The following is a 26011-nucleotide window of genomic DNA, read 5'->3' as shown; positions in this document are numbered from 1 at the left end:
GCAACTGCTTCGATCCTAACTTGTCTTGACAGCAAGCTTGTCTTGACAGCAAGAAATTTTTCTCTTGCTTTTACCCGTTGTGATCTTAAGCAGTTTCCGCCTAATCCTGAGCTAATCGTCTCAGGACAGGCTAGACCACCTACCCAATCGTAAACATAACAACTATTTAGGTGTGAATATAGTGCTTAAGACGATGGAGAAACGGATGCGAAAAACAGTACTAGGGATAACCTTTGTTCTCCTATCCATGGGGATAGGGAGTTGTGGTCTGCTGGGTAGCGAGGAGCCTGAGACAGAACAGTCATCTGATGCCCCCGCCGAACAATCTTTTCCCAGCGCCTCACCTGAAATTCCTTCTCCCCCTGCTGCAAAGGTGGTTTTAACTCGTCCGACCGACCCTGATGAACGCTTACGGGTGGTCAAAAGTGGCCGTTCCGATCCCTTCGCAGAAATTGTACCTGCGGTTGTCCCAGGTAGTTCTCCTGCTCGCTCCACCCCCCCGCGTTCAAATTCCCCGGAACGGCCCGCATCAACGGTGAATGTGCCCAAGTCGACTGGGTCAAATCCTGGCAGCCCTTCGACGAAGCCTAATACGGCCACGCCGGGTAAGATTGTTCTACCTGAACTCCCTAAACCCGAAGTGGCTCAGGGTGTGAAAGTCACAGGGGTCGTAAACTTAGGCGGTCGGCCCAAAGCAATTCTGAAAGCCCCGGGTGAGAAAGCTACCCGAACAGTGGGTGTAGGTGAGCGGATTGCGAATGGCCAAGTTTTGGTCAAATCCATCATCCTCAATCCTTCAGCCCCTATCGTTGTGCTGGAACAATCGGGCATGGAAGTAAGAGTAGGTGTGGGCCAAGAACCAATTGCCTTGGCAGCCGCCGATAAGAACGAGGGCAAAAAATAAAGGCTGCCTGGATAAATTTCCCATGCATAGGCGCATCATATTTTGCCCTCTCACTATAAAATGACAAGACAGTAGAGCCGGATCAACGATCTTCACAGATGTTTTGATGCCCTTTCTCTACTGTCTTTCTGTATCGGTGAGAGAAGCTCTTGTTGACTCCTTCTAAATTTTTGACGCGTCTTGTACTAGCGTCTCCGACCTATCTGGCTCAGAGATGGCGATGGCGAGGGGCAAGGTTCTATCTCAGTCTGTTCTGTTGCTGTTTATTACTGATTGTAGGTTGCCAGCCTCGCAATTCGGGGCCAAGTTCCTCTACAACTGGAGCAGACACTCGTCTCGCGCTGGGCACAACGGGTAAAGTCAGAACCTTGGATCCAGCAGATGCCCTAGAACTGTTCTCGGGCAATCTCCTCTACAACATGGGAGATCGTCTATATGCTTACCAGAGCGGCACAACAGAGCTGGTGCCCCAACTCGCTACAGAATTGCCTAAGGTGAGCGATGATGGCTTGGTGTACACCATCCCGTTAAGAACAGGCGTTGTTTTCCACGATGGCAGTGCGTTTGATGCTAAGGCGATGGAATTTTCCCTCAATCGCTTTATCCAAAATGGCGGTCAACCGGCCTTTTTATTATCTGATGTGGTGGAGTCGGTCGAAGCAAAGTCTGCGTCAGAACTGGAGATTAAGCTGAAAAAACCATTTGCGGCGTTTACGGATTTGCTAGCCTTCTCAGGCTTAGTTGCAGTTTCGCCACAAGCCTATGAAATCGGATCTGGGAAATTCAATCCCTCAACGTTCGTTGGAACTGGCCCCTATAAACTGGTGGACAATCGTAGCGACTCGATTCGATTAGATCGCTTCGATCAATATTGGGGTGACAAACCTGCCAATCCAGGCATCGATATTCAAAGTTTTACCAGCAGCGCCAACTTATACAACGCCTTTCGCACGGGCTCGGTAGATATTGCCTATCAATCTCTGAATCCTGAACAAATTGAGTTGCTAGCCAAAGCCGCTGATAAAGGAGATTGGCAAGCCATTACCGGACCAGGTAGCAATATCACTTATCTCAGCTTGAATCTCCGAGATGCAACCCTAAAGAAACCTGAGGTTCGCCAAGCGCTAGCTCTGGCCATTGATCGGCAGCTGATCCAGAACCGCGTGTTTGATGGTCAAGTTGATCCTTTATATAGTTTGATACCCAGTATTTTTGAGGTCAGCAAGCCCGTATTTCAAAGTGAAAGTGGTCATTCAGACGCAGCGCAGGCTAAGGCGCTGTTGACCAAGGCGGGATACACAGGTAACAAACCCTTGAAAGTAGAGTTTTGGTATCGCTCTAATGTCCCCAGTGATAGCCCTGCAGCTACAACGATCAAAGCCTTTATCGAGCAGGAACTGGGGGATTTAGCCAAGGTAGAACTCAAAAGTATCGAATCAGCGACAGCCTATAACAATCTGGATAAAGGAACCTACCCCATGTTTATGCTGGACTGGAGTGGTGATTACTATGATCCGGATACTTATATCCATCCCTTCTTAGATTGTTCGGATGGATCAGCTGAGAAAGGCTGTCAGGAAGGTGCGACGGTTGGGCAAGGCTCTTTTTACTACAGCGAAAAGATGAATCGACTGATCGATCAGCAGCGCCAAGAGCAAGACCCCAGTAAACGGCAAACAATCTTTGCAGAGATTCAAGATTTGCTGGCCCAAGATGTTCCTTTTATCCCCCTCTGGCAACGGAAAGAATATGCCTTTGCCCGCCCCGATATCCAGGGAGTCAAGCTTGAACCGACCCAAGCAATGCCTTTTGCCTCTCTTAGCCGTTCCGCGACCTAGGACATCAGTATGTCTCGTTCCAGTGCGCTTCGTTCCTATGTGGTGGCCCGATTATTGCTGGCCCCTTTGATGATCTGGACAGTGACGACTGCCGTATTCTTGCTGATGCGAGCCACCCCTGGGGATCCGATTGATGCCATTCTGGGACCGAAAGCCCCAGCCGCTCAGAAGTTAGCCATACGGAGTCAATTAGGACTCGATCTACCGCTTTGGCAGCAATATACGAACTATCTGAAGGATTTACTCAACTTCGATTTAGGAACTTCATTAAGTAGTCGGGGAGAGCCTGTCTGGAATATTATCCAGCAGCATTTTCCAGCAACATTAGAACTGGCTCTTTGTAGTCTCACGGTTGCGTTGATTTTGGGAGTTACGGTTGGGATTTTGTCAGCATCTAGACCCGATACCAGTTATGACTTCTGGGGCAGGATGTTTGGAATTGGGACTTATGCACTACCCATGTTCTGGGTGGGAATGTTATTTAAATTATTCTTCGCGGTGCAACTTGGATGGTTCCCTGATAGCACTCGTTTTTCAACTCGGTTAGGTGCACCGCAAGGCCCGACCAGTCTCTATACAATCGATAGCTTACTAATAGGAGATTTTCACTCCTTTGGCGTTGCGATTTATCATTTAGCCTTGCCCAGTCTCACCCTTGGACTGTTCTTAAGCGGTATTTTTGAACGGATTGTTCGAGTCAATCTCAAGCAATCACTCACAGCAGACTATGTAGAGGCTGCACGGGCAAGAGGAATCCCTGAATGGCGAATTCTAGTATTTCATGCATTGAGAAATGCCTTAATTCCGGTCATCACTGTTTTAGGGCTAACCATTTCTGCAATGCTAGGCGGTTCCGTGCTAACAGAGGTTACTTTCTCCTGGCCAGGTTTAGGGAATCGACTTTACGATGCAATTTCATTAAGAGATTATCCGACAGTGCAAGGAATTATCGTCTTTGTTTCAGTTATTACTGTGATGTCCAGCATCGTGATCGATATTGTCAATGCCTACGTTGATCCGAGGATTCGATACTAGGGTTACGGTCGGTTTTCGGTAATCTCTCTGTTGGGGCTCACCCTCGGCTAGGGAGAAGGATTAAACTTAAGACAAAGCAAGGTTTGGGGCAGAGGGTTGCCGATGACTGTCAGAATAATTCTGGTTGTCTTACCGATTATCGGATCAGTCCTATTCTCTACGGTCTGTCCCCAGGTTGCGTTAATGTAAGCCCTCAGTGCGAAAGATGAATACAAAACGTTCCATTTATAAAACTTTTTCCCGTCTACTCGTTGCGATCGCGCTCGTTGGTGTCCTAGTCTTCAGCAATGCCGATGCTGCCTTAGCGGCCCGAACGGGGGGTCGCATTAGCGGGGGTAGCTTCCGTCGCTCCGTGCCGTCTCGCTCCTATCGCAGTAGTCCTTCCCGGGGATATTCGGGGGGATACTCTCGGGGAGCTTATCCTCGGGGCGGGTTTGGTTTTCCCTTCCTGATCCCCTTCTTTGGTTTTGGCGGCGGCGGCTTATTTTCCATTCTGATCCTGATTGCTGTTGCCAACTTCTTGGTTTCTAGCTTCCGTAATATCGCTAGCGATGGCGAGGGGCTCAATTTAGGTGGCAACAGTTACGACCAAAACTCTGCGAACCCTACTGTTTCAGTGACCAAAATCCAGGTGGGTTTGCTTGCTGAAGCCCGGGGACTCAAAGCCGATTTAGATCGGATCGCCCAAACGGGCAATACCAGCTCCAGCAGCGGTTTAGCAAAAGTCCTGCAAGAGACCAATTTGGCCCTGTTACGTCACCCAGAATATTGGGTCTATGCCAGTGCGGAATCCGAACAAACCCGGCTTGTATCAGCAGAAGCAAAATTCAACCATCTGGCCCTGACCGAACGCAGTAAGTTTCAAGCAGAAACCCTGTCCAACGTTAAGCAGCAAATCCAAGAATCCGACGGAGTGCTGACCAAAACAGCGGATGCCCTCACCCAAGCCCCTGGAGAATATATAGTGGTGACCCTAGTAGTGGCAGCCCAAGGAAAGCTAAAGCTTCCGGATATCAAGTCGGATCAGGATCTCCGTCAAGCGCTGAATCAAGTGGGGTCTGTTTCCAGTGATCAACTCCTAGCCCTGGAGGTGTTATGGACGCCTCAAGCAGAGTCTGATACCCTCAGTGCCGATGACTTGGTGGCCGCTTATCCTCACCTAAAAATGATTTAAGCTTAGCGCTGTCCAGCATCTCAATCTTTTATGGAGTCGCTTCGATCTGCTCAAGAATGAGCTGGGCGAAGCGCTCCGTGCTATCGGGGACCGCTACGCTATAGGCTTTTGTTGCCATCTCTTCTAGGATCTGAGGTTCTTGAATCCATTTAAGAACCGTTTGTTGGAGTTGATCCACTGTGAGCTCATCCTGGCGATACATCTCGGCTGCTCCTGCTTTAACAAAGGCAGCAGCATTAAACGCCTGATGGTCTTCCGCTGCGTAGGGATAGGGGATGAGGAGCGCTGGCGTCGATGCGATCGCAAGTTCACTTAAGGTTCCTGCACCTGCTCGACTAATGGCTAAATTGGCACGCTGCAGCAAACCGGCCATATTGTCATAAAACGGCATCGACAAATAATGGGGATGCTGAAAAGATTGGGCATCCGGATCTTGGTTCCCCGTTAGATGAACGATCCAAGCCCCAGTTTCTAACCAAGCGGGCGCACAGGCGCGCACCAGTTGGTTAACCGAGACTGCGCCTTGGCTACCACCCGCCACCACAATCAGCATTGCCTCGGGCGGAATTGGTAAATCGAGGTCACAAGGGGTCAGAAAAGCGGGACGGACTGGAGTGCCCACAACCATGGTTTTAGCCTTAGGTAAATATTGAGTCGCATCCGCTAGCCCTAAGCCCACCCCTGTACAGATTGAACTGAGCCATCGCGTCACTTTTCCTGGAATGGCATTCGATTCATGAATCACTCGCGGTAGCCCTAGGGACCAAGCTGCCAAAATGGCAGGGGCAGCGATATAACCTCCTGTGGTAAGCACGCCCTGGAATTGTCCTCGCTTCAACAGTTGACGGGTTTGCCAAACTGCAACCGCTAATTTGCCCAAGAGGATGGGCGTTTTAGGACCAATCCGTGTTTGCAACCCTTCAATGGGAACCGTGCGGAGTGGATATTTTTGGGGAACTAACTGGGTTTCTAATCGGTTGCTAACCCCCAGCCACTCTAGCTGAAACTGTTCTGCTTCAAGTACTTCGGCAACTGCTAGTGCGGGGAATAAATGTCCGCCTGTGCCGCTAGCAGCGATTAGGAGACGTTTAGGCTGTACTGTTTTGGCAACCGATTCGGAATGGCTCACTGTTGCTATCCTTGGTAGGTGGAAGTTGAGAATTCTAGCGTTTTCGCCTTCAATAGGAAAGTTAATCTAGAATTGAGATGCTACTTTCAGGTAAATGTGGCAAAGCTAACCACTCGACAGTGATGCTGCCCCTCCTATAGGCTCAAGGCTCAAACCCTATCTGAAAGAGTGAATTGGTTCTTGTTATTACATACTCCCATGCACCACTCTATCTGCATTTTGCAATCTACGACCGCTCAGACTGGCGGCCAGTTAAGGACCGTTCGCCATTCTTTGGGCCGATTAGGCTTGGGATTGTCCACAACCTGTCTATGGACCCTAGCGATGGTAGCATTGCCTCAATTCGCTTATGCCGAAAGCGTCGCACCAGACATTACTCAGTTAGAAGCTGCAACTGATGCTCCGGTTGCTTTGACAGAGCAGTTAGCGCAAGTTGACCTAGCGGCCAACCAACGCGATCTCTCCAAGCTAATCGGCTTTTATAGCCCTACCTTTACTAGTGGTGATGGCCTAAACCGGAAAACCCTGAAACAAGTGATTGCCACATTCTGGGAAGATTATCCAGATTTATCCTACAAAACCGAACTGCTGACTTGGGAAAAAAAAGCTCAAGGATTTGTTGTTGAAACCAAAACCACCATCATCGGCACCCAAACCCTCGATCAAGGGCCGGTAAAATTACAATCTACCCTCCACTCCCGTCAACATTGGGTAGGGCAGCAAATTACCAAGCAAGAGATTCTGGCGGAACAGAGCAAACTTACATCAGGCCGGAAACCTCCCAAAGTGCAAGTTAATCTTCCCCAGGAAGTTGGGGTGGGAGAGAAATTTGAATTTGATGTGATTGTGGATGAGCCCCTTGGAGCCAACCCCTTATTGGGGTTGGCTCTGGAAGAACCGATCACAATGGAGAATTATCTGAATCAACCCGAACTCAAGCTAGAGCTGCTCCCCGCTGGCGGCTTATTCAAGGTGGGTACAGCAGGCAATAAACCAACTAGCGAGTGGATTTCTGCCATCTTGGTGCAAGAGGGTGGCATGACGATTATCAGTCAACGACTGAACGTCGTCCCCAAAAGCAAATCAGCCAAACAGTCACGCAAATAACAAAGGGCGTCTATGGATCCAGAACGGCTTAGAGCTGCACTTTCCTCTACTTCCCCTGCTAGCAGAGAACCAGAATCAGAACCAGAGTCACCTCGGGTTGCTGAAGTGCAACTCCACCTCGAAGCTGAAGATGGCAAATTGTTGCTCTACTTACCGGCTCCCAGTGAAACAACACTGGAATGGGCAGACTTACTCAAAGAGGTGCAAAAGCAGCTGGAGGTCGGTCAGCGATTCTGGCCACCCAATACCCTTGTTGAACTAGTAACGGGTGATCGTCTACTCGATCATCGGCAATTGCAGCAGATGGCCAGTGCTTTATCGACCGTTAAGTTACACTTAACGCGGCTCCACACCAAACGTCGGCAAACAGCAGTTGCCGCAGCGACCTCAGGCTATTCCATTGAACAGCAAGCTCAAATCTTGCCAATGGCTCAGTCGACCATTGCTCAATTTAAGCTGGATGCTGAGGAAAAGGATGCAGCGCCCTTGTACCTCCAAACGACCCTGCGGTCGGGGGCCGAGATTCGTCATCCGGGCACAGTGGTAATTATGGGAGACTTGAATCCTGGGAGTTCAGTCGTCGCAGACGGCGATATTTTAGTCTGGGGGCGATTGCGAGGCATCACCCATGCTGGCGCCAGCGGGAATGAAAAAAGCCAAATCATGGCACTACAAATGGAGCCTACGCAATTACGGATTGCGGATTGGGTCGCTCGTGCGCCAGAATCTCCACCCGATCAGTTTTATCCTGAGGTGGCCTATATTGCTGATGATGGGATTCAAATTGCCCGGGCAGCAGACTTGAGCAAAAAAATGATCTAACCCTAGCGAATTCCCGAAATTGATCTAAACTATTAATCATTTGCGTGGCTGAATTGACGAAAGTTGTAACGCTCTCTGTTCTATGGGTCGAATTATAGTTATTACCTCTGGCAAAGGTGGGGTGGGTAAAACTACCTGTTCAGCCAATTTAGGAATGGCCTTAGCAAAGCTAAACCATTCGGTCGCGCTCATAGACGCTGACTTTGGATTGCGCAATCTTGATTTGTTGCTGGGTTTAGAAAACCGAGTGGTCTATACAGCTCTAGAAGTCTTGGCTGGGCAATGTCGCTTGGAGCAAGCCTTAGTTAAGGATAAGCGGTTGCACGATTTGGTGTTGCTGCCCGCAGCCCAAAATCGGAATAAAGACGCTGTCACGCCAGAGCAAATGAAGCAATTGGCTTATGCCCTGACGAAAAAGTATGACTTTGTCCTTATTGACTGCCCCGCTGGAATTGAGATGGGATTTCAGAATGCGATCGCAGCCGCAGATGAAGCCTTAATTGTAACCACGCCTGAGATTTCTGCCGTTCGAGATGCCGATCGGGTGGTGGGTCTCTTAGAAGCGCACCATGTCAAAACCATCAACCTGATTGTCAATCGCATTCGCCCGGCCATGGTGCAGGCCAATGACATGATGTCCGTTCAAGACGTGCAAGAAATTTTGGCGATCCCCCTGATTGGGATGATTCCCGATGATGAGCAGGTGATTGTGGCGACTAACCGTGGGGAACCCTTAGTCCTATCAGAAAACTTTTCCCTCAGCGGCATGGCGCTGCAAAATATTGCTCAGCGAATCGAAGGAAAGGATATAGATTTCTTAGATTTAGATGCCCCTTACGATACCCTTTTCTCTCGACTTAGACGTTTCTTTAAAAGGTAATCTATCATTTTCATATCCCCCTGCCATTGGCCCCACCTGCGTCATGCTGTAGCCATTTCTCCTAACTGTGGACGTTCCCGTTGAAATTCTATGATTAGTGATTTTCTCGAACGGCTGTTTCTCGGCCAAGACGTGACGACCAGTCGCGACGATGTTAAAAGCCGACTCAAAATTGTCCTAGCCCATGATCGAGCGAATCTATCACCAGAGTTGATGGAATCTATGCGCCGCGAAATCTTAGAAGTGGTTTCTCGTTATGTGGAGATTGATACAGAAGGGTTAAATTTCAGCTTAGAGTCTGACCAGCGAGCGACTGCCCTGATTGCCAATTTACCCATTCGTCGCATTAAATTTGAGGCGGATGCACCCCCCCTCTCGGAATCTGGCATTGAACTTCCTGCGGTGCCAGATGAACCGACTCAATCCTTCCCAGACCAGCCAGAGCGGACGAGCACCGATCCTCGTTCTCCTGCTAATCCAGATATTGATTTATCCCTTTAAGGGCAGGTTGACCTCAGGCCGACAGCAAGCAACCGTCATCTTTGGGTGAGGTTTTACCCCCAGGATCAAATAATTGCCTCACCCCCCAAATGCTGATCCTCTGCCGGAGTGGGCACCTCTATTTCGAGCTCGACTGATCCTTGGGCAATCGATAGGGTGGTATGGGCGATAGTTGCGCCCAACTTTCTCAGCCCATTTACATCCGCTCAGGTCAACTTGCTATCCTACAGTGGCAGGCAAATATTCAATGGGGCCGTATAGCCTTTGATATATTTGGACATTATCTCAGCCATTGATGCTCATGGGGTCTCCCAAACAGACAATAAATCAGTACAAAAATAAGCCATTTCAGCATCTGCCGGGGCGGTTTAGCCGATCCATTCGCTGGCTATCTCCCGGGTTATCCATCAAGCGTTGGCTGTTTTTAAGTGCAATTGGGGTGATCTTAACCAGTCTGGGCTTGGCGATTTTGGTCCGCCTAACTCCCATCTTTTATGTGATTCAGTTTTTGGAATCTGCTTTGCGGTTTGCGGCCCGCCTCTTACCCCGGCAGGTGAGTGGCCCTTTAGTGATTCTGCTGGGACTCTTTCTGGTGTGGTGGGGACAAACCAGAACCCTCGGCTCTATCACCGAAGTCTTATCCCCCGATAGTCAGGATGAAGTCGTCGATCGGCTGTTAGTTCATCGTCGTCTGAACCGCGGCCCCAAAATTGTTGTGGTTGGGGGGGGCACTGGTTTATCCACTCTCCTTAGGGGGTTAAAGTCCTACAGCGCCAATATTACAGCAATTGTTACCGTGGCAGATGACGGGGGGTCGTCTGGACGGCTAAGACGAGAAATTGGCGGACTCCCCCCGGGTGATATTCGCAACTGCATTGCCGCTCTGGCCGATCAAGAAAAACTGATTACAGCTTTATTTCAATATCGGTTTCAAGCGGGGGATGGCTTAGCCGGGCATAGCTTCGGAAATTTGTTCCTCACGGCGATGAGCGAAATTACAGAAGGATGGGAGCAAGCCATTGCTGCAAGTTCCCAAGTATTAGCCATTCGGGGTCAGGTATTACCAGCGACCCTCAGTGATGTCAGCCTTTGGGCAGATTTGGAAGATGGCCGCTGTATTGAAGGAGAATCCAATATTACGGCTGCCGGTGGAAGAATTGTCCGTGTTGGCTGTACTCCCGACTGTCCTCCCGCCCTCCCCAAGGCCATTCAATCGATTATTGATGCCGATCTCATTATTCTGGGGCCAGGCAGTCTTTATACCAGTGTGGTGCCCAATCTATTGGTCCCTGAAATTGTCGAAGCCATTGCTCGTCGGACCGTGCCTCGGATCTATGTTTGCAATATTATGAGTCAACCGGGAGAAACAGACGGCTATACAGTTGCTGATCACGTGAAAGCCTTAGATGCGGCCTGCGGAAAACGAATCTTTGATGCCGTGCTGGTGCAAAAGAAACTCCCCTCTTCCATGGCTCTAGCCCGATATATGCAAGAGAACGCTCACCCGATTGTGATTGACCGAGAAATGCTGATGCGTCTAGGGTGTCGCGTCATTCTCGCAAATGTGATGGATGAGGATCCGAGCACCCAGTACGTCCGTCATAGCCCAGAGCGCTTAGCCCGCGTTTTATTGCGTTGGTATGGACGGGTCAACCGTATGGATCATCCCAATCACGCTTAAAGATAGAAATTTGTTGGTTGCTATCTATTCAACAGGGGGGATCATTCTTTACTATTATTTAATACTCTCGGTCAAGCACCGTCGTTCCCTCTGCCCTTCTTAACGAAAATATATGACTCTTGGTTATCTTGCCTTGGTGCTCCATGCCCATCTTCCATTTGTTCGCCATCCCGAAAGTGATTTTGTTCTAGAGGAAGAATGGCTATTTGAAGCCATTACCGAAACTTACATCCCTTTACTGCAGGTTTTTTCGGGGTTAAAGCGGGATGGCGTAGATTTCAAAATGACAATGAGTATGACGCCACCTTTAGTGTCAATGCTCCAAGACCCCTTACTCCAAGAACGATACGATGAACATCTTGCCAAGCTGGAAGAACTGGCCACATTAGAGGTTGAGCGCAATGTCCACAATAGTCATATTCGCTATCTAGCTGAGTATTATGTGAATGAATTCCACACGGTGCGAGAGGTGTGGGAAAACTATGATCGTGATCTAGTGTCAGCCTTTAAGCAATTTCTAGACACCAATAATCTAGAAATTATTACCTGTGGGGCAACCCACGGCTATTTACCGCTGATGAAAATGTATCCCCAAGCCGTGTGGGCACAGATTCAGGTGGCTTGTGAGCATTATCAAGAAACCTTTGGACGGCCGCCCAAGGGAATTTGGCTACCAGAATGCGCTTATTTTGAAGGCCTAGAGCGTATGTTAGCCGATGCAGGCCTACGCTACTTCCTGATGGATGGACATGGATTGCTCTATGCCCGACCTCGACCTCGGTTTGGCACCTATGCCCCCATTTTTACGGAAACGGGTGTGGCTGCGTTTGGTCGTGATCATGAATCCTCCCAACAGGTTTGGTCTTCTGAGGTAGGTTATCCTGGTGCTCCTGAGTATCGGGAGTTCTATAAAGATTTGGGCTGGGAAGCGGAATACGAATATATCAAGCCCTATATCATGCCCAATGGCCAACGTAAAAATGTGGGCATCAAGTATCACAAAATTACTGGACGGGGGGGAGGACTCTCCGATAAGGCCCTATACGATCCCTATTGGGCCCGTGAAAAGGCGGCAGAACATGCCCATAACTTTATGTTCAATCGAGAGCAGCAAATCCGGCATTTAGACGGCATGATGCATCGCCCCCCCATTGTGATTTCTCCCTACGATGCAGAGCTATATGGTCACTGGTGGTATGAAGGTCCCTGGTTTATTGATTATCTATTCCGTAAGTCGTGGTATGACCAACAGACCTACGAAATGACCCATCTAGCCGATTATTTAAAGGCACAGCCCAACCAACAAGTCTGCCGCCCATCCCAGTCTAGTTGGGGCTATAAAGGATTTCATGAATACTGGCTGAATGACACGAATGCGTGGATCTATCCCCATCTCCACAAGGCAGCAGAGCGGATGATTGAACTGGCCAAGCTAGAGCCAGCGGATGAATTACAGTGGCGAGCCCTCAACCAAGCATCCCGAGAATTATTACTGGCACAGTCCTCTGATTGGGCTTTTATTATGCGAACGGGGACGATGGTTCCCTATGCCGTCCGCCGCACTCGTTCCCATATTGCTCGGTTTCAGCATCTCTATCACAGCATTAAAAAGCAAGAGATTGATAGCGGCTGGTTGGAAAAGGTAGAAGTCATGGACAATATTTTCCCTAATATCAACTATCGGGTGTATCGTCCCCTTTAAAACTCTCGATTGGCAAAGATAAGGGTGGAGATGGCTAACAGTAAGGTCACGTACACTAAACCATACACTGCATTCATCGCCATCTGTGAGGGAGGAATGGTAATGATATGAACGGCTTGATTCTTAAGGTCTAAGCGAGATAGATCTGGAAAAATCAGGTAAATGACTTTTGCAATCTGCTGAACGCTCTCGGACTTAATCGATTCACTCAGCTTCAGCAGATTTTGGCTGAAATGCCCCATAAAATAAACGGCAAACGTAAGCACGGTCCCCATTAAGGAGCTTGTAAATGCCCCAAATAAGATTGACACAGCGGCAATCAGAGACATTTCTAATATCAAAAAGCCAGTGGTCAAAAGAATATTGTTGAGGTCATAGGCAAACTGCTGCCAACTGAGAACGCTCACTAAAATGGCGGACATAATGGCGATCAGTAGGGATAAAACCCCTGTTAAACCCAAATGTTTACCCAGCACGAATTCTGTCCGGCTGAGGGGTTTGGCCAGTAAAATTAAGGCGGTGCGTTTTTCTACCTCTTTGTTGATCAGGCCACCGCCCTCGAAAGCCGCCACAGCAAGCGCCAACAAACTAATGCTGGCTAATCCCACATCAACGCTGATTTTCCCTTCCGTCCCCGCGGAGACTTCTCCTAGGAAGAGAATGACTAAAACAAGACCAATTGCGTATAGAGCGGCAAGATACAAGACGCGATCGCGAAAAATATCGCGAAAAACGTTAGCAGCAATCACAGCAGTTCGGCGAGGATTCATCGTTCAGAACTTAACCCTTTTTCCTTCAATCTAGCTCTGTGTCCCCAGCAGGAGACCAACTCATTTGTATAGTACCCAGAAGCCTTCTCTCTGCTAACCCCAAAATGAGTTCCTTCACAGGGGCTTGGCAATCTGGAGATGCTTTGCAATCTGGAGACAGGTCTGGAAAGAGGCGGTGGTTTTCAGCGCTTGGGGATGAATGTGGGTCAGGCAGGCCTGATATCCTTGTTGGCGGAGCTGGGCGATGATGCGATCGCGCTTAGGAATATCCATTTTCCCCCGACGACCGATATCTGCCATAGCGAAAAAGTAGGGGGGCATCTCCGCTTCCTGGTGCATAATTTGTAAGCGCTGGGATTGCTCGGTCCACCCCCAGTGTCGGGCTAGCTGCTGCATTTTTCCCAACCAGTTCGGGCTGTGTAAGGTTCCAAGCCACATCGGGCCGCTGAGAACTAAGGGAAGACCTTGGTGCGGGCAGACGGCCCGACTCAGGTGCGACCAAGCAACAGTTTGGTAGTGGCCACAATGGTGGCAATACCCCAAAAAGCCCATACAGCTCTGTACGGGTCGCTCAGTGACTTGAATGAGCACCCGATAGACTTGACCTTGAAAATACGAAAAAATAGGCTGAATATGAAGTCCCACAGGTTGAGCCTGTTGCCAACATAGCCCGAGCAGTAATCGCAAACCTTGCTCATGAGCAGCCGGGTGTGATCGCGCCCATGCCCCCAACAGACGCTGGCTATGGTTTGGATTGTGACCCGCTAAGGTGCGGCTATCAGTTCCGGTCACATACAGCAACCCGCCAGGTTTGAGAGTTCGGAAACAGCCTGGTAAAAAGGCGGTGGGTAAGCCAAAGCTATCCAAGTCAATCAAATCAAAGGTACAGTGCTGTGGGTAGCACTCGTGGAATAGCGCTTCGGCAGCATAAGTGGTGAGGCGATACCGTTCAGGAGGCAACGGTCTAAAGTTCTTTGCCAAGACAGCCGCTAACTCTGGGTTAGCATCGTTGACCCAAATCCAGTCAGCGTTGCTTTCTAAGAGATAGCGTTGCGATCGCACCCCACAGCCCGTCATCACATCTAATACTTGTAGATGGCCCATCTCTTGTTTGTAGATAGCCGCAGCAAGGACCCCTAAATCCCGGGCAGGTCGGCTACTCTGCCGAAAGAACGCCGGTCCAATCTGAAATAAGGCTTGCCCTTCAGAGTTTGGACTTTCTAACACAACTCGGCGATTAGTTGGGAAAAACGATCTTGCGGGAGGGTGGTGACAACAAATACTTCTTGCACCGTTTTGCCAGAGCGGGCTAACAGTTTAAATCCACCACGAATGGGCACAGACACTCTTAATCGGAGATGGGGTGAATGTCTTTTAACACGGCTAATCACCCCGGGGGTTACGGTTTGAATCCCGGGAAAGTGAATGAGTTTCTCTAAAATGACCAATAAACCGGGAATATGGGTGGAATGGTTAAGGACTAACCGACCTTTGCTCGCCATCGTTTAGGCTGCTTCCAGGGGAGCCATGGTTAAGCCCGCCCGCTGGAGTTGCATATGATATAGTTCCGCTTGCTCTTGCGGCCCCACCCAGACGATGGCCTGTCCTTCAAAGTGAATTTGGTTGGTGAGTTCCCAAGCCCGATCAGATGTCATATGAGGGATGTATGTCATTAAGGTCTTTGCAACATGCTCGAAGGTATTGATATCGTCATTGACCACAATGACCTTGAAATTCGGATAGGGCTTCCGAACTGTTTTTTGAGCTTGTTTTTCTTCTGGGCGGGTGACTGGCGTTTGCACTGCAGTGGACGCCATGCGTGGCCGACCGAGGGAAGAAAGCTTAAGCATGAACTTAATTCAGCGACGAGTAAGAGAAATGTTAGTTTACATTAGTCTAGCTTGTTGATATTGAGTTGCCTATGCCTCATTGAATAATCTTGAAGCAATCTCAGACAGATGGATGGTTCGCAAGATAGCCAAAAAAAATGGATCAAGACTGATATTAACCAAGCCTATGAACAATACCCAGCGGCTCATTCCAGGAACACTCTACTCTCAACTGATCCATCGAACGCAGCACGCGCAGCAGAATGGTGCCCTGCAGTCTATTTCAACGAATTACGAATATTTGACCGAAGGACATCAAGAATTTTTGGTGCGGATTGTGGCCAATCTTGAGCGTAAATCCAAACACCAAAAAGCACCCAAGCCCGAAAACTTCAATCCGTTTTTACCCTATGAAGATCATCTTTTTGTGGCTGACCTATCCGATCAGCATCTGGTGCTATTGAATAAATTCAATGTAATGGATCACCACCTCCTGATGGTAACGCGGGAGTTTGTCAGTCAAGATACTTGGCTAGATGAAGTAGACATGTTGGCATTGGCACTCGTTTTGACGGAACTGGATGGATTAGCTTTTTACAACGGAGGGCAGGCGGCGGGGGCAAGTCAGCCCCACAAGCATTTGCAGATGGTGCCATTACCCTTCATCCCCAGCCGTCCTGACTTACCGATTGATCCACTGATCGCAGCGGCGGATCTCCAGGGGTTGGGCCATATTCCAGACTTCTCCTTTGTTCATGCGGTGGTGCCCCTAACCCTAGACTGGACGGCTTCTGCTCAGAGCCTCACCCCTAAATTACTCGCCCTCTATCACGAACTGCTAGACGCGATTGGGATACCCTTTCAATCGAACAGTCCTCAGGCCACGGGGGCTTACAATCTGCTGGTGACACGAAAATGGATGTTGATGGTGTTGCGATCGCAACCCAGTTTTGAGGGGATAGCGATTAACGCTTTGGGGTTTGCGGGGTCACTCCTCGTTCGCAATCAACAGGAGCTTGAACAGTTGAAACGCCTTGGCCCCATGACGATTCTCAATAATGTGGGTGTGCTGCCCCAGCAGGAGGGTAATGGGTAAATGTCAAAACTAATGTTACAAAATTAACTTGTCTTACAAAAAATATTTTTGCATTCAAATCATCAGAATCCTTTTTTGGAAAGAAATACAGAGTGATTCATGTATAGCTTCGAAGAGCCAAAACAGATCATTTCTTTACAATCAAGGCCAGTTATGTTACATTTATTTACATAAACACCACGCCAAACTATTACGGAGTATTTCCATGACCTCTGGATTCACATCAGACGATCGCGGCTACACCAACAATTTTGCCGTTGAGCCCAAAACATCCACTCAAGAAGAGCCTGTATTCGGTTTTAACAAGAATGCTGAGCGATTCAGCGGTCGGCTGGCGATGATTGGCTTCACCTCCATCCTGCTGCTAGAACTCGCAACCAACCTCAACTTCATTCAAATTGTGACGGGCGCATAAAATTCAAGCCTTCCACCTGTCCTTCACCTACCGGGTCCTCCGTAGGTGAAGGCCCTTCGATGTTTATGTCCTGGGCTCGCAAACCAAGGCACTTATCCTTAGATAGACCGCCATGCTTGTTGAAATCCAATCCGATCACCTACTTCAACAGTACGCTACTGGTCATCGAGACTTTAGCTCTACCATTCTGATGGGCGATAGCCTCTGTGAGTTAGTGCTGAACGGGATTAGCTTTGAACGGGCAAATCTGGCCCGTGTCAATATGAGTTTGACGCAGCTTCAGGGAAGCCATTTAAGAGGGGCAAATCTATCCCAAGCGCTGCTCTGGAGAACAGATTTTTCCTATGCAGATTTAGAGGTGGTGAACCTCAGTCAGTCCAAGCTGATTCGAGCGACTTTGAACCAAGCTAACTTGCAACATGCCCTCCTAGCAAAGGCAGATTTGAGAGTTGCCTGTTTACATCAAGCCAACGGTTCCGGCGCCAACTTGGCAGGGGCTGACCTTCGATACGCTGACCTAACAGGTATCAACCTATCGGGAGCTAACCTGAGCGGGGCAGATTTAACCGGCGCGATCCTCCACAATGCCAATCTCAGCCAAGCAATTTTAACGGGCACAATCTTGAAACAAGTTGATTTAAGTCAGGTCACGCTCAAGGGAGTGGATTGGAGTCATTGCCACATTGCGGCTTTCCCCGATTCCCCAGTTTTGGCCAATATGGAATAGCAGCCTGCTGAAGAAGATGATAGTTTGACAGTCAGTTACGGCAGTTAGACACTTCGCCCCTCGCCATGATTACGCTTCGGGACTATGAGCGAACGGATCTCGACTCGCTATTAGCTTTAGCCAATAACAAGCGGGTATCGCGATACCTCGTCTATACATTTCCTTACCCCTACACCCGAGCCGATGCGGAATGGTGGATTTCTGAAGGTGTTAAGGCCGAAGAAAGCGTGACAAAAGTCATCGAGTATAACGGTGCCTTTACAGGCAGTATCGGACTCACTCGACAAGCGGGTTGGCGCGATCACCTCGCTGAAATTGGGTATTGGCTAGGAGAACCCTTTTGGGGTAAAGGGATTGCGACCCAGGCTGTCCAACAGATGACTGACCATGCGTTCTCAGACCTCCAGTTGCAGAAGCTCTATGCTCCAATTCTGGCTCCTAATAAGGCGTCAATGAGAGTGGTCGAAAAATGTGGATATGAGTTGGAAGGGGTACTCAAGCGGGAAGTGTTCAAGGATGGGCGATATTACGATATTCATCACTTTGCTAAAGTATGGAAGACTTGATCGATCAACCCGCCCTTTGCAAAGACTAAATCCATTTAATGCCGTGTCCTTAGGCGTTTATAAGAACCACAGATCAAACGACAGGGTGTCATTTCTGGATGACTGTGAGATTTGAATAGACCTGTTTTGCGATCGCAAAAGCGCAATGACTTTCTGGCTAAAAACTTTTTCATGATTATTTTAAGCACACAATTAGTCAGATCGCTTAAGAAAATGGAAGACCTTAAGTGGCTTCTAGAACAATTATTTTCAGTTAAAAACCTTGAATTTTTATTGATTACATTAGGTGTAAAAAATATTTTTGATCAAGAGTTTCATTGACTCATTTAAAGTCTTGATGGGGGGCTAAATTCTTCATCAAAGGTTCATAAAGAACTAATGATTGATTTTCTTGTCTAGGCTTTATAAACTCGATATAGTTAGAAATCAGTTGTTTTTAAGGAATTGCAATCTCTACAGAAAAGATTTCTACATCCAAGTTTATCGATTTTATCGGTATAAAGCGTTCGATGTAATTTAAGCATGGACTTGACTATGAAGCGTTACCCAATCATTTCTTTGCTGACTTTACCCGTCGTCGTGGGTGCGACCTTGTGGGTGAGTCGTTCCCCAGCGCAAGCACGTGAACCGCGATTTAGCTGTGGCCAAAGCCAAAATGCGCCAACAACGCTGGCTAAAACCAAACAAGGCTTTGTTGCCGTGATTCGGTGGACCTCAGAACACTTTGCAGGTTCAGGTTGGACCCCAGAAGCACGTTGCCAAAAAGTATCGGGCTTGTTTGAGCAATATTATCGCGAAGGGTCACTGAACTATTTAACAACTGAGAGAGATCGCACCACTCGTCAAAATGTTGTCTGCGTTGCGCCTGCTCCAAAGAAGAAATGTACGGGTATTTTATTTACCCTAAAACCAGGAAGTAATCCTGGTAAAACACTTCAGAGGCTAATGGATTTACGGGTACGAGCGTCCCAAGATCCACTGAATGAGACAAATCGGCGTATCTACATCAAGATGGATGAGTTTTTGAATTCCAGGCCAACCATCGATGCAACTCCGACCGCCTCATCTAAAAGCGGGACACCCTCTCAAGCACAACCAGATGAAAGCTCAGCACCGTCTCAACCTAAACCAGATGATATTTGGTAGCTCAGGTTGTATCAGTATTTGCTGATAACGATTTTGAACATTGAAGTTGCATTGGATAATGCTGCTGGGCAGGAGGAGTCGATAGATGAAATTTGGTTATGGAATTCCATCCGTTCTGGTTGGGGCGGCAACGATAGTTGTGGTGCAAGCACAAGTTGTTCTGGCTCTGTCTGCTGCACAGGTTGCAAATATTGCTGAGCAAATCAGCGTGAAGATTGATGGGCAAGCTCCAGGTTCAGGAGTGATGATCGCCAAGCAAGACAAGACTTACTTTGTGCTGACCGCAGCTCATGTCGTTGCAACAGACGATGAGTATGACGTGATTACGCCGGATAACCAGCGCCATGCTTTGAGCTATGCACAGGTAAAAAAACTCCCCGGTGTTGACCTTGCAGTTGTGCAGTTCACTAGTGATAAACCCTACCAAGTTGCAAATCTAGGTAATTCCAGCCAATCCCAGCGGGGAATGACTACCTATGTTGCTGGGTGGCCATTAACGGGAACGGCAATTACCCAGCCCACGCTGTTGTTTCAGCAAGGGATTATCTCTGCTAATTCCCAAGTCAAGCAAGATGATGGTTATGGATTAATTTATACCAACAATACTTTGCCTGGAATGTCTGGGGGGCCGGTCTTGAGTGAGGAAGGAACATTGGTAGGCATTCATGGCCGTGGCGAAACCGATCGCCAAGCAAGCACCCGCAATCCAGATGTGGTGGTCAAAGTTGGCTATAACCTGGGAATTCCGATTAGTACGTTTCTTTCCTTAGCACCTCAATCTGGGCTCAATCTGGATTTGCAGGTTGCGACTACTCAAAAGCCAGATCCAAGTGCAACTGCTAAACCCTCAAAGGTGGATGACTTAATTGCCCAAAGTGGGAATCAACTCTATCAAGGCAATAACGAGGCAGCTTTAGGGGCTCTAAACCAGGTGATCGCAACGGACCCCAGTGCAGCGGATGCTTATCGTTTAAGGGCGGATGCTCGCATGTCTTCGATCGGCTGGAGTTTTTTAGAGGGGAGGTCTAGCAAGAATCGTGATATTGTTTTGGCTGCGCAACAGGATATCAATGAGGCGATTCGCTTAAACCCTAATTTGAGTGATGCTTATACCATCAGGGCTTATCTAAACTTTGTTTTGAAAGATGGATCGGGGGCGACCTCAGATATCAACCAAGCCCTGAGGTTAGATTCTCAAGCTGCAATGCCTTATATCCTGCGGGCCAATCTATTGACCGAAAAGCAGCAGTGGCAAAATGCCATCGCAGATGCCAATCAAGCCTTGAAATTGGATGCTAATTCTCCCTATGCAGCTTTTGCCTATAGTGCCCGAGGTCTAGCACGGGCCAGTACCAGAGATATTTCGGGTGGACTGCAGGATCTGACCCAGGCCATCCGTCTGTCTCCCAGTAATGCACTGTTCTACATGAATCGTGGAACGGTGCTGGCCCTGAGCGGTAAAAGAATTGAGGGACGGGCCGATTTGGAACAAAGCGCCCGTCTGGCACAACAAAAAGGCCGGACTGAAGTGTACAAAGAGGTCACCAAACGACTGAATTTACTGAAACGCCTACCTTAAGACAGGCTTGTCGCTAGTGAGACTGGCGAATATTGAGGGGAATGAGCCAATTCTGATGATTTGGTCAGAACATACTGGGGCGTTATATGCCATTACAATTGGGAGCGGTAGCTTGCAATAAATCTGACGTACGGTAGATATCGCCATGGTTCAACTGACCCCCAATTCTAGCTTTAGCCTCACTATTAGGGTCAAGTTGCCCAATCAACCTGGCATGTTGGCTCAGGTCTTAAAAGCCATTAGTGAAGCCGGGGGGAGTTTAGGTCATATTGATCTATTAGAACGGATCCACACCTGTTTAATTCGGGAAATTACCGTCGATGCCTCTAGCACAGAACATGCAGGGTCCATTGTTGAAGCCTTAAAAGCACTGCCCCAAATTACGCTATTGGAAATTTCTGATCGCACCTTTGACTGTCACCGGGGCGGAAAAATTACGGTTCAAAGTAAGCTGCCCCTCCATAGCCAGGATGATTTATCCATGGCCTATACCCCGGGAGTGGGCCGAATTTGTACCGCCATTGCCCAAGAGAAAGATCAGGTGTATCGCTACACCATTAAAAGCAATACCGTGGCTGTGGTGACCGATGGCAGTGCAGTGCTGGGATTAGGCAATATTGGCCCAGAAGCTGCATTACCTGTGATGGAAGGTAAGGCCCTACTTTTTCAAGAGTTTGGCAAGATTAATGCCTTTCCCGTTTGTCTTGCCACCCAAGATGTGGATGAGATTGTGGAGACGGTAAAGCGGATAGCCCCTGTCTTTGGGGGGATCAATCTGGAAGATATCAGTGCGCCCCGCTGTTTTGAAGTGGAGGAACGGCTGCGTCGAGAACTAGATATTCCTGTCTTTCATGACGATCAGCATGGCACTGCAATTGTGGTGTTGGCGGCGTTAATTAATGCCTTGAAGCTTGTGGATAAAGCCTTTGAGGAGATTGTTATTGTGATTAATGGGGCTGGGGCAGCAGGTGTTGCCATTGCCCGGTTGTTGCAGAAGGCAGGTGTGAAAACGATTCGACTGTGCGATCGCAACGGGATTATCAGCCGCAATCGCACAGACTTAAATGAAACCAAGCAGTCCTTTGCTGTGGAGCAATCGGGCACCTTAGCCGATGCCCTCCAAGGCGCGGATGTGTTTCTTGGGGTGAGTGCCCCCGGCGTTGTGACCCCTGAGATGGTTAAGACGATGGCCCCCGACCGGATCGTGTTTGCCATGGCTAACCCCATTCCTGAAATTCAGCCTGAGCTGATTCAAAGTGATGTGGCCGTGATTGCCACGGGACGTAGCGACTATCCCAACCAAATTAATAACGTATTAGCGTTCCCTGGGATTTTTCGAGGAGCCCTGAACTGCCGTGCTGCCGCGATTACAACGACCATGCATCTACAAGCTGCCTATGCGATCGCAGCGTTAGTCGGTAGTGATGAACTCCATCACGATCACATTATTCCCTCTGTCTTTGATGAGCGCGTTGCTACAGCAGTCGCTTCGGCAGTAGAACAAGCTGCCCGCCAAGAGGGAATCAGCCATTGCTAAATCTGGAATAGAGTTCATACAATCTGGATCTAACATTGGCTATCTTGGAAAGGCCCGGTTACCAATAGGTCATACCCATCATGTCTAGGGTAATTCGCCGCACCAAACTATCGACGATGTCCTGGCTTGTGTATTGGATATCAGTGATTTTGGTGCTCATTCCATTCGTGGGGAATATACTCTTGCCCCTGTATATGGCAGCCACAGCAATCAGCACGAAACAAGTCTTACCGCTGCTGATAGCCATCTTGTTTGTGATCATTTGGCTGGCCGTTAGTTTTGCCTTTCTTTTTGTCGCCTATCTTGCGGCTTTTGAGAATAATCCTCCGGCTTCCTTGATTGTGCTGACTTACTTGACAACGGGTTCCATATTTTTTGTAGTTTTAAAGATTATTCAAAGCAAGATACTCTGACCACGAAACACCTTAGCAACACAAACCAAAAATCGGCAATTGGCGTTAAGCAGTTGGAAGATGATACTTCAGCCGAGAGACTCCAAGGAATATCAGGGTGGTAGGCAATCACCGGACTTCATGAGCAGTGATGAATGACATTGAGCGCATTATTTACGCCAACGTTTCAGGACAATAGCCCAATCCTTGAATAAACTGTTGACGAAATGCCTCAATTTCAGTCATGTCGGGGGTGCCGTGAGCAATCACAGCAACTTGATATTGGCTCATCACCTCTACAGGGGACTGGCCGGACTCTAAGGCCTGGAGGACTGTGCTTACTCGAGTGTCTACTTGATAGGGAATACCCAATTCCCCTAAAAAGGCGCGGAAGTTATCTAAATCCTGTTGTGTCCAACCAGGTGCTGTTTTAATCCTTAACACCCAACCATTGAGTTGGTGGACAACCGTCATAAACTCGACGGGTAATGAAGTTGTTCTGCGAAGGTGTTGAACAACGCGTAAGACTAAACTTGCTGTTCCTAGATAGTATAGGTAATCCATAATTGTGCCTGCCTTGGCACCAACCCCAGCGAATTTGTGGTGGGCAGGGATACCTGCCTATACTTATTCTCACGATCAGCTCTGCTTATGGGTAGAGCAGAATCCCCATAATAATTAGGGAGTTATACCCAACCTAGTTAACCATCACAGCCTGAACACCCCCGTTTACCGTAAGTCAAAAGAAAGTATGCCAGTGGGTTCCACACCTGAATTAGATCAAACGCTTCAAGCCTATGATTACTCCCTACCAGAGACCTTAATTGCCCAAACCCCTCTGGTTCCTAGAGATTGTTCCCGGCTCTTAGTGGTTCGTCAATCGTCGCATGAGCATCTAATCTTTCAGGATTTGGTGACGCTCCTGCAGCCAGGTGATTTACTCGTTTTTAACGATACCCGAGTGATTCCAGCTCGCTTACTGGGCCGCAAAGTGAATTCTGAACTAGCTCAGCCGGTAGAGATCTTTTTGTTAGAACCAAGGCAACCCTTGACCTGGCTCGCATTGGTTAAGCCTGGACGTCGTTTAAAGCCTGGGGCTCAAGTTGAGTTTGGTCCTGCAGAACACCCCTTATTGCGAGCAGAAGTACTGGCAACGGATGAAGATACTCGGGGACGGATGATTCAATTTAAACCTTTAGTTGAACAACCTTTTGAGGATCTCCTAGAGCAGGTGGGAGAAGTTCCCTTCCCCCCCTATATTCAAGATTCGGGAGCCCAGCCAGAACAGTATCAGACCGTTTACGCTCAGCATCCTGGGGCAGTGGCTGCGCCAACAGCGGGATTGCACTTTACACCCGAGCTACTCGACCGTCTCCAATCCCAAGGTATTAATCAGGCGCGTCTGACGTTGCATGTAGGGATAGGTACATTCCGGCCCGTCGAAACGGATGATATTCTGCAGCATAATATGCACTCGGAATGGGTGGATTTGCCTGCAGCGACGGTGGATGCTATTCGAGCAACCAAAGCCAGGGGGGGACGGATTATTGCCGTGGGTACGACTGTCACAAGAGCTCTAGAAGGAGCCTGTCAAAACGGTCCTCTGACGGCTTGGCAGGGTCGCACAAATTTATTTATCTATCCGGGTTATCAATGGCGGGTGGTGGATGGATTAATTACGAATTTTCATTTACCAAAATCAAGCTTGCTGATGTTGGTCAGTGCTCTAGTAGGGCGTGAGCGATTATTAGCCTTGTATAAGGATGCGATCGCACAACAATATCGGTTCTATTCTTTTGGTGATGCTATGCTGATTCTTCCTGAAGCGGTGATTGGCAAACGCGCTTCAGATCAGCTTTTCTAACGCCGAGACGGCGATATTAGCGATAGACTTCAACTTTAGTGTTTTGAAATAACCCAGCGTAAAACGTTTCTAGCTGATCCAGATTTCGCGCCAAACAATATCGTTCTAGCACCCGCTGGCGGCCTTTTTGCCCCAAAAGCTTCACCATCTCGGGATGCTCCGCGAGCACGGGCAATAAGGTGCGAAGTTCCCCTCTGGTTCGTTGCGGATTCAGGACAATGCCAGCACCGCCCGCCAAGACTTCTCCATCGGCGCCAGCATCCGTTGCCAAGCAAGCCACACCACAGGACATCGCTTCCAGTAGCGACAGGGATAGACCTTCTACAAAAGACGGCAGGATGAACACATCTGCCCCACGCAAAATTTCAATCCGGCGATGCTCGTCATAAATCGCCCCTAACCAGAGGACATTCTGCTCAGGACCGTAATTCGCCATATGCACATTGAGCAACGGGCCATCCCCGACCATCACCAGTTTGGAGTGCGGTATCTGTGCTTGCACCTGCTTCCAGGCTTTGAGCAGAGATTCAACGTTTTTCTCAATTGCAATCCGTCCTTGATAGACAAAGATGCGCTCGGTATGAAGTTCGGCTTTGAAGGTTGACGGGCCAGGAGAATATTTATCGGTATCCACCCCGTTGGGGATAATCACAATTTTGGCTTCCGGCACTCCCAAGCGCATCAACAAATCTCGCTGGGCTTGGGAAAAGATAATCACCGCATCATAATTAGCCAAGGAAGGGGCATAAAGCTGGTACATGAAGTGTTGGGTACCAGAAGACAAATTGCGATGTTTATGGCTAAAGGGCGGGTGGAACGTTGCCACTAGGGGCACCTGTAACTCCTGGCAAATTTCCGGTAAGACAAAATCCAGGGGCGAGAGGGTGAGGGAAGCATGGACTAGATCCGGCTTCAGGTTGCGCAAAGACTCCGCCAACACTTTGCTCGATTTCAGGGTGGGAATCGTATAGACCTGAGATTTGTAGAGGAAGGGGAGAGGAACCTCTTGGCATTCTTGGGGAACAGGTGTCTCTTGAAACTCTAGAGGCTTACCTGTTTCTTCATCAAACGCATCTTGGGCAAAATGCAAAAAGCTGACCTGATAACCACGATCTAGCAAGGCGTTCGTAATTTCGCGGCTATAGGTGACGTTGCCACAGGGCGGGGATTTTTTGCCAATCCAAGCGATGTGCATACGGACTAGTGGGACGACAAGGGTGAGGGGTTTGCATCATCTGATACAGATGAGCTGGTATCGGCAATATACCAGGATAAGAGCCCCCCGATCACAACAATCCCTGCCAACCCTAGTAAAAC

The 26011-nt window shown here is 48.7% G+C and carries 25 protein-coding genes; 18 read left to right on the top strand and 7 right to left on the bottom strand.

All coding sequences use genetic code 11. The features are described from left to right. Nucleotides 1-205 precede the first annotated feature (205 nt). The 4 genes from Q0991_RS16015 (at nucleotide 206) to Q0991_RS16000 (ending at nucleotide 4951) form a co-directional block, all read left to right on the top strand. Nucleotides 206-904, top strand: coding sequence for a hypothetical protein (locus tag Q0991_RS16015; protein WP_299490058.1), 699 nt, complete (start codon nucleotides 206-208; stop codon nucleotides 902-904). Nucleotides 905-1074: 170 nt separating this feature from the next. Continuing rightward, nucleotides 1075-2742, top strand: coding sequence for an ABC transporter substrate-binding protein (locus Q0991_RS16010; protein WP_299490055.1), 1668 nt, complete (start codon nucleotides 1075-1077; stop codon nucleotides 2740-2742). A gap of 9 nt (nucleotides 2743-2751) precedes the next feature. Further along, nucleotides 2752-3777 carry an ABC transporter permease gene (locus tag Q0991_RS16005; protein ID WP_299490053.1) on the top strand — a complete coding sequence of 342 codons (1026 nt, stop codon included), beginning with the start codon at nucleotides 2752-2754 and terminating at the stop codon, nucleotides 3775-3777. Between the two features lie 205 nt (nucleotides 3778-3982). Beyond that, nucleotides 3983-4951, top strand: coding sequence for a DUF1517 domain-containing protein (locus tag Q0991_RS16000; protein WP_299490051.1), 969 nt, complete (start codon nucleotides 3983-3985; stop codon nucleotides 4949-4951). A 28-nt stretch (nucleotides 4952-4979) separates the two neighbouring features. On the opposite strand, the gene murG is transcribed toward Q0991_RS16000, so the two are convergent. Next, nucleotides 4980-6080, bottom strand: a complete 1101-nt coding sequence (murG, locus tag Q0991_RS15995; RefSeq protein ID WP_299490049.1) for an undecaprenyldiphospho-muramoylpentapeptide beta-N-acetylglucosaminyltransferase — start codon at nucleotides 6078-6080, stop codon at nucleotides 4980-4982. Nucleotides 6081-6278: 198 nt separating this feature from the next. On the opposite strand from murG, the gene Q0991_RS15990 reads away from it, so the two are divergent. The 6 genes from Q0991_RS15990 (at nucleotide 6279) to Q0991_RS15965 (ending at nucleotide 12773) form a co-directional block, all read left to right on the top strand. After that, nucleotides 6279-7187 carry a nuclear transport factor 2 family protein gene (locus Q0991_RS15990; RefSeq protein ID WP_299490046.1) on the top strand — a complete coding sequence of 303 codons (909 nt, stop codon included), beginning with the start codon at nucleotides 6279-6281 and terminating at the stop codon, nucleotides 7185-7187. Nucleotides 7188-7199: 12 nt separating this feature from the next. Beyond that, nucleotides 7200-8009, top strand: a complete 810-nt coding sequence (gene minC / locus Q0991_RS15985; RefSeq protein ID WP_299490044.1) for a septum site-determining protein MinC — start codon at nucleotides 7200-7202, stop codon at nucleotides 8007-8009. Between the two features lie 82 nt (nucleotides 8010-8091). Beyond that, nucleotides 8092-8889: a septum site-determining protein MinD gene (gene minD / locus Q0991_RS15980; RefSeq protein WP_299490042.1), complete on the top strand. Its 798-nt coding sequence runs from the start codon at nucleotides 8092-8094 to the stop codon at nucleotides 8887-8889. Nucleotides 8890-8979: 90 nt separating this feature from the next. Then, nucleotides 8980-9390, top strand: coding sequence for a cell division topological specificity factor MinE (minE, locus tag Q0991_RS25215; protein WP_366524976.1), 411 nt, complete (start codon nucleotides 8980-8982; stop codon nucleotides 9388-9390). A gap of 295 nt (nucleotides 9391-9685) precedes the next feature. Beyond that, complete coding sequence (locus Q0991_RS15970; RefSeq protein ID WP_299490040.1) at nucleotides 9686-11071, top strand: gluconeogenesis factor YvcK family protein; 1386 nt, start codon at nucleotides 9686-9688, stop codon at nucleotides 11069-11071. Between the two features lie 112 nt (nucleotides 11072-11183). Next, the gene (locus tag Q0991_RS15965; protein WP_299490038.1) at nucleotides 11184-12773 is read left to right on the top strand and encodes a glycoside hydrolase family 57 protein; all 1590 of its coding nucleotides are present in this window, start codon (nucleotides 11184-11186) and stop codon (nucleotides 12771-12773) included. Here the strand turns inward: Q0991_RS15965 and Q0991_RS15960 are convergent. The 4 genes from Q0991_RS15960 to clpS form a co-directional block, all read right to left on the bottom strand. Continuing rightward, on the bottom strand, nucleotides 12770-13543 hold the full coding sequence (locus tag Q0991_RS15960; RefSeq protein ID WP_299490036.1) for an ABC transporter permease: 774 nt from the start codon (nucleotides 13541-13543) through the stop codon (nucleotides 12770-12772). The two genes, Q0991_RS15965 and Q0991_RS15960, sit on opposite strands and share 4 nt — an antisense overlap. 114 nt (nucleotides 13544-13657) lie before the next feature. After that, nucleotides 13658-14770: a tRNA (guanine-N1)-methyltransferase gene (locus Q0991_RS15955; protein ID WP_299490034.1), complete on the bottom strand. Its 1113-nt coding sequence runs from the start codon at nucleotides 14768-14770 to the stop codon at nucleotides 13658-13660. Next, a complete protein-coding gene (locus Q0991_RS15950) occupies nucleotides 14764-15045 on the bottom strand; it encodes a DUF2103 domain-containing protein (RefSeq protein WP_299490032.1) in 282 nt (93 codons plus the stop codon). Before Q0991_RS15950 ends, Q0991_RS15955 begins: the two co-directional genes overlap by 7 nt. A gap of 3 nt (nucleotides 15046-15048) precedes the next feature. Beyond that, entirely contained in the window at nucleotides 15049-15360 is a 312-nt protein-coding gene (gene clpS, locus Q0991_RS15945; RefSeq protein WP_299490113.1) for an ATP-dependent Clp protease adapter ClpS, read from the bottom strand. Between the two features lie 199 nt (nucleotides 15361-15559). Between clpS and Q0991_RS15940 the strand changes: the two genes are divergently transcribed. The 7 genes from Q0991_RS15940 (at nucleotide 15560) to Q0991_RS15910 (ending at nucleotide 22438) form a co-directional block, all read left to right on the top strand. Then, nucleotides 15560-16468 (top strand): DUF4922 domain-containing protein, encoded by a 909-nt coding sequence (locus tag Q0991_RS15940; protein WP_299490030.1) that lies wholly within the window; start codon nucleotides 15560-15562, stop codon nucleotides 16466-16468. Nucleotides 16469-16673: 205 nt separating this feature from the next. After that, the gene (locus Q0991_RS15935) at nucleotides 16674-16883 is read left to right on the top strand and encodes a high light inducible protein (protein WP_299490029.1); all 210 of its coding nucleotides are present in this window, start codon (nucleotides 16674-16676) and stop codon (nucleotides 16881-16883) included. 112 nt (nucleotides 16884-16995) lie between these two features. Beyond that, nucleotides 16996-17610, top strand: a complete 615-nt coding sequence (locus Q0991_RS15930) for a pentapeptide repeat-containing protein (RefSeq protein WP_299490027.1) — start codon at nucleotides 16996-16998, stop codon at nucleotides 17608-17610. A gap of 65 nt (nucleotides 17611-17675) precedes the next feature. Next, on the top strand, nucleotides 17676-18176 hold the full coding sequence (locus Q0991_RS15925; RefSeq protein ID WP_299490025.1) for a GNAT family protein: 501 nt from the start codon (nucleotides 17676-17678) through the stop codon (nucleotides 18174-18176). A 534-nt stretch (nucleotides 18177-18710) separates the two neighbouring features. Continuing rightward, complete coding sequence (locus tag Q0991_RS15920) at nucleotides 18711-19322, top strand: COP23 domain-containing protein (protein ID WP_299490022.1); 612 nt, start codon at nucleotides 18711-18713, stop codon at nucleotides 19320-19322. An 85-nt stretch (nucleotides 19323-19407) separates the two neighbouring features. After that, complete coding sequence (locus tag Q0991_RS15915) at nucleotides 19408-20901, top strand: trypsin-like peptidase domain-containing protein (RefSeq protein ID WP_299490019.1); 1494 nt, start codon at nucleotides 19408-19410, stop codon at nucleotides 20899-20901. Nucleotides 20902-21046: 145 nt separating this feature from the next. Continuing rightward, a complete protein-coding gene (locus Q0991_RS15910; protein ID WP_299490017.1) occupies nucleotides 21047-22438 on the top strand; it encodes an NAD-dependent malic enzyme in 1392 nt (463 codons plus the stop codon). Nucleotides 22439-23004: 566 nt separating this feature from the next. Here the strand turns inward: Q0991_RS15910 and Q0991_RS15905 are convergent. After that, nucleotides 23005-23394 (bottom strand): DUF732 domain-containing protein, encoded by a 390-nt coding sequence (locus tag Q0991_RS15905; protein ID WP_299490015.1) that lies wholly within the window; start codon nucleotides 23392-23394, stop codon nucleotides 23005-23007. A 187-nt stretch (nucleotides 23395-23581) separates the two neighbouring features. Between Q0991_RS15905 and queA the strand changes: the two genes are divergently transcribed. After that, entirely contained in the window at nucleotides 23582-24694 is a 1113-nt protein-coding gene (gene queA / locus Q0991_RS15900; protein ID WP_299490013.1) for a tRNA preQ1(34) S-adenosylmethionine ribosyltransferase-isomerase QueA, read from the top strand. Nucleotides 24695-24710: 16 nt separating this feature from the next. On the opposite strand, the gene Q0991_RS15895 is transcribed toward queA, so the two are convergent. Then, complete coding sequence (locus tag Q0991_RS15895) at nucleotides 24711-25889, bottom strand: glycosyltransferase family 4 protein (protein ID WP_299490011.1); 1179 nt, start codon at nucleotides 25887-25889, stop codon at nucleotides 24711-24713. Nucleotides 25890-26011 lie beyond the last annotated feature (122 nt).

This window comes from Acaryochloris sp. IP29b_bin.137, assembly GCF_028285745.1.
Taxonomy (GTDB): Bacteria; Cyanobacteriota; Cyanobacteriia; order Thermosynechococcales; family Thermosynechococcaceae; genus Acaryochloris.
The sequence above is the reverse complement of the archived record's forward strand: the minus strand, read 5'-3'. Positions and strand labels throughout refer to the sequence as shown.

Bases quoted from the DNA above. Each gene is read 5' to 3' on its own strand.
- Q0991_RS16015 (WP_299490058.1), top strand. From the start codon at position 206: ATGCGAAAAACAGTACTAGGGATAACCTTTGTTCTCCTATCCATGGGG.
- Q0991_RS16005 (WP_299490053.1), top strand. From the start codon at position 2,752: ATGTCTCGTTCCAGTGCGCTTCGTTCCTATGTGGTGGCCCGATTATTG.
- Q0991_RS16000 (WP_299490051.1), top strand. From the start codon at position 3,983: ATGAATACAAAACGTTCCATTTATAAAACTTTTTCCCGTCTACTCGTT.
- Q0991_RS15990 (WP_299490046.1), top strand. From the start codon at position 6,279: ATGCACCACTCTATCTGCATTTTGCAATCTACGACCGCTCAGACTGGC.
- minC (WP_299490044.1), top strand. From the start codon at position 7,200: ATGGATCCAGAACGGCTTAGAGCTGCACTTTCCTCTACTTCCCCTGCT.
- minD (WP_299490042.1), top strand. From the start codon at position 8,092: ATGGGTCGAATTATAGTTATTACCTCTGGCAAAGGTGGGGTGGGTAAA.
- minE (WP_366524976.1), top strand. From the start codon at position 8,980: ATGATTAGTGATTTTCTCGAACGGCTGTTTCTCGGCCAAGACGTGACG.
- Q0991_RS15970 (WP_299490040.1), top strand. From the start codon at position 9,686: ATGCTCATGGGGTCTCCCAAACAGACAATAAATCAGTACAAAAATAAG.
- Q0991_RS15965 (WP_299490038.1), top strand. From the start codon at position 11,184: ATGACTCTTGGTTATCTTGCCTTGGTGCTCCATGCCCATCTTCCATTT.
- Q0991_RS15960 (WP_299490036.1), bottom strand. From the start codon at position 13,543: ATGAATCCTCGCCGAACTGCTGTGATTGCTGCTAACGTTTTTCGCGAT.
- Q0991_RS15950 (WP_299490032.1), bottom strand. From the start codon at position 15,045: ATGGCGAGCAAAGGTCGGTTAGTCCTTAACCATTCCACCCATATTCCC.
- clpS (WP_299490113.1), bottom strand. From the start codon at position 15,360: ATGGCGTCCACTGCAGTGCAAACGCCAGTCACCCGCCCAGAAGAAAAA.
- Q0991_RS15940 (WP_299490030.1), top strand. From the start codon at position 15,560: ATGAACAATACCCAGCGGCTCATTCCAGGAACACTCTACTCTCAACTG.
- Q0991_RS15935 (WP_299490029.1), top strand. From the start codon at position 16,674: ATGACCTCTGGATTCACATCAGACGATCGCGGCTACACCAACAATTTT.
- Q0991_RS15930 (WP_299490027.1), top strand. From the start codon at position 16,996: ATGCTTGTTGAAATCCAATCCGATCACCTACTTCAACAGTACGCTACT.
- Q0991_RS15925 (WP_299490025.1), top strand. From the start codon at position 17,676: ATGATTACGCTTCGGGACTATGAGCGAACGGATCTCGACTCGCTATTA.
- Q0991_RS15920 (WP_299490022.1), top strand. From the start codon at position 18,711: ATGAAGCGTTACCCAATCATTTCTTTGCTGACTTTACCCGTCGTCGTG.
- Q0991_RS15915 (WP_299490019.1), top strand. From the start codon at position 19,408: ATGAAATTTGGTTATGGAATTCCATCCGTTCTGGTTGGGGCGGCAACG.
- Q0991_RS15910 (WP_299490017.1), top strand. From the start codon at position 21,047: ATGGTTCAACTGACCCCCAATTCTAGCTTTAGCCTCACTATTAGGGTC.
- Q0991_RS15905 (WP_299490015.1), bottom strand. From the start codon at position 23,394: ATGGATTACCTATACTATCTAGGAACAGCAAGTTTAGTCTTACGCGTT.
- queA (WP_299490013.1), top strand. From the start codon at position 23,582: ATGCCAGTGGGTTCCACACCTGAATTAGATCAAACGCTTCAAGCCTAT.
- Q0991_RS15895 (WP_299490011.1), bottom strand. From the start codon at position 25,889: ATGCACATCGCTTGGATTGGCAAAAAATCCCCGCCCTGTGGCAACGTC.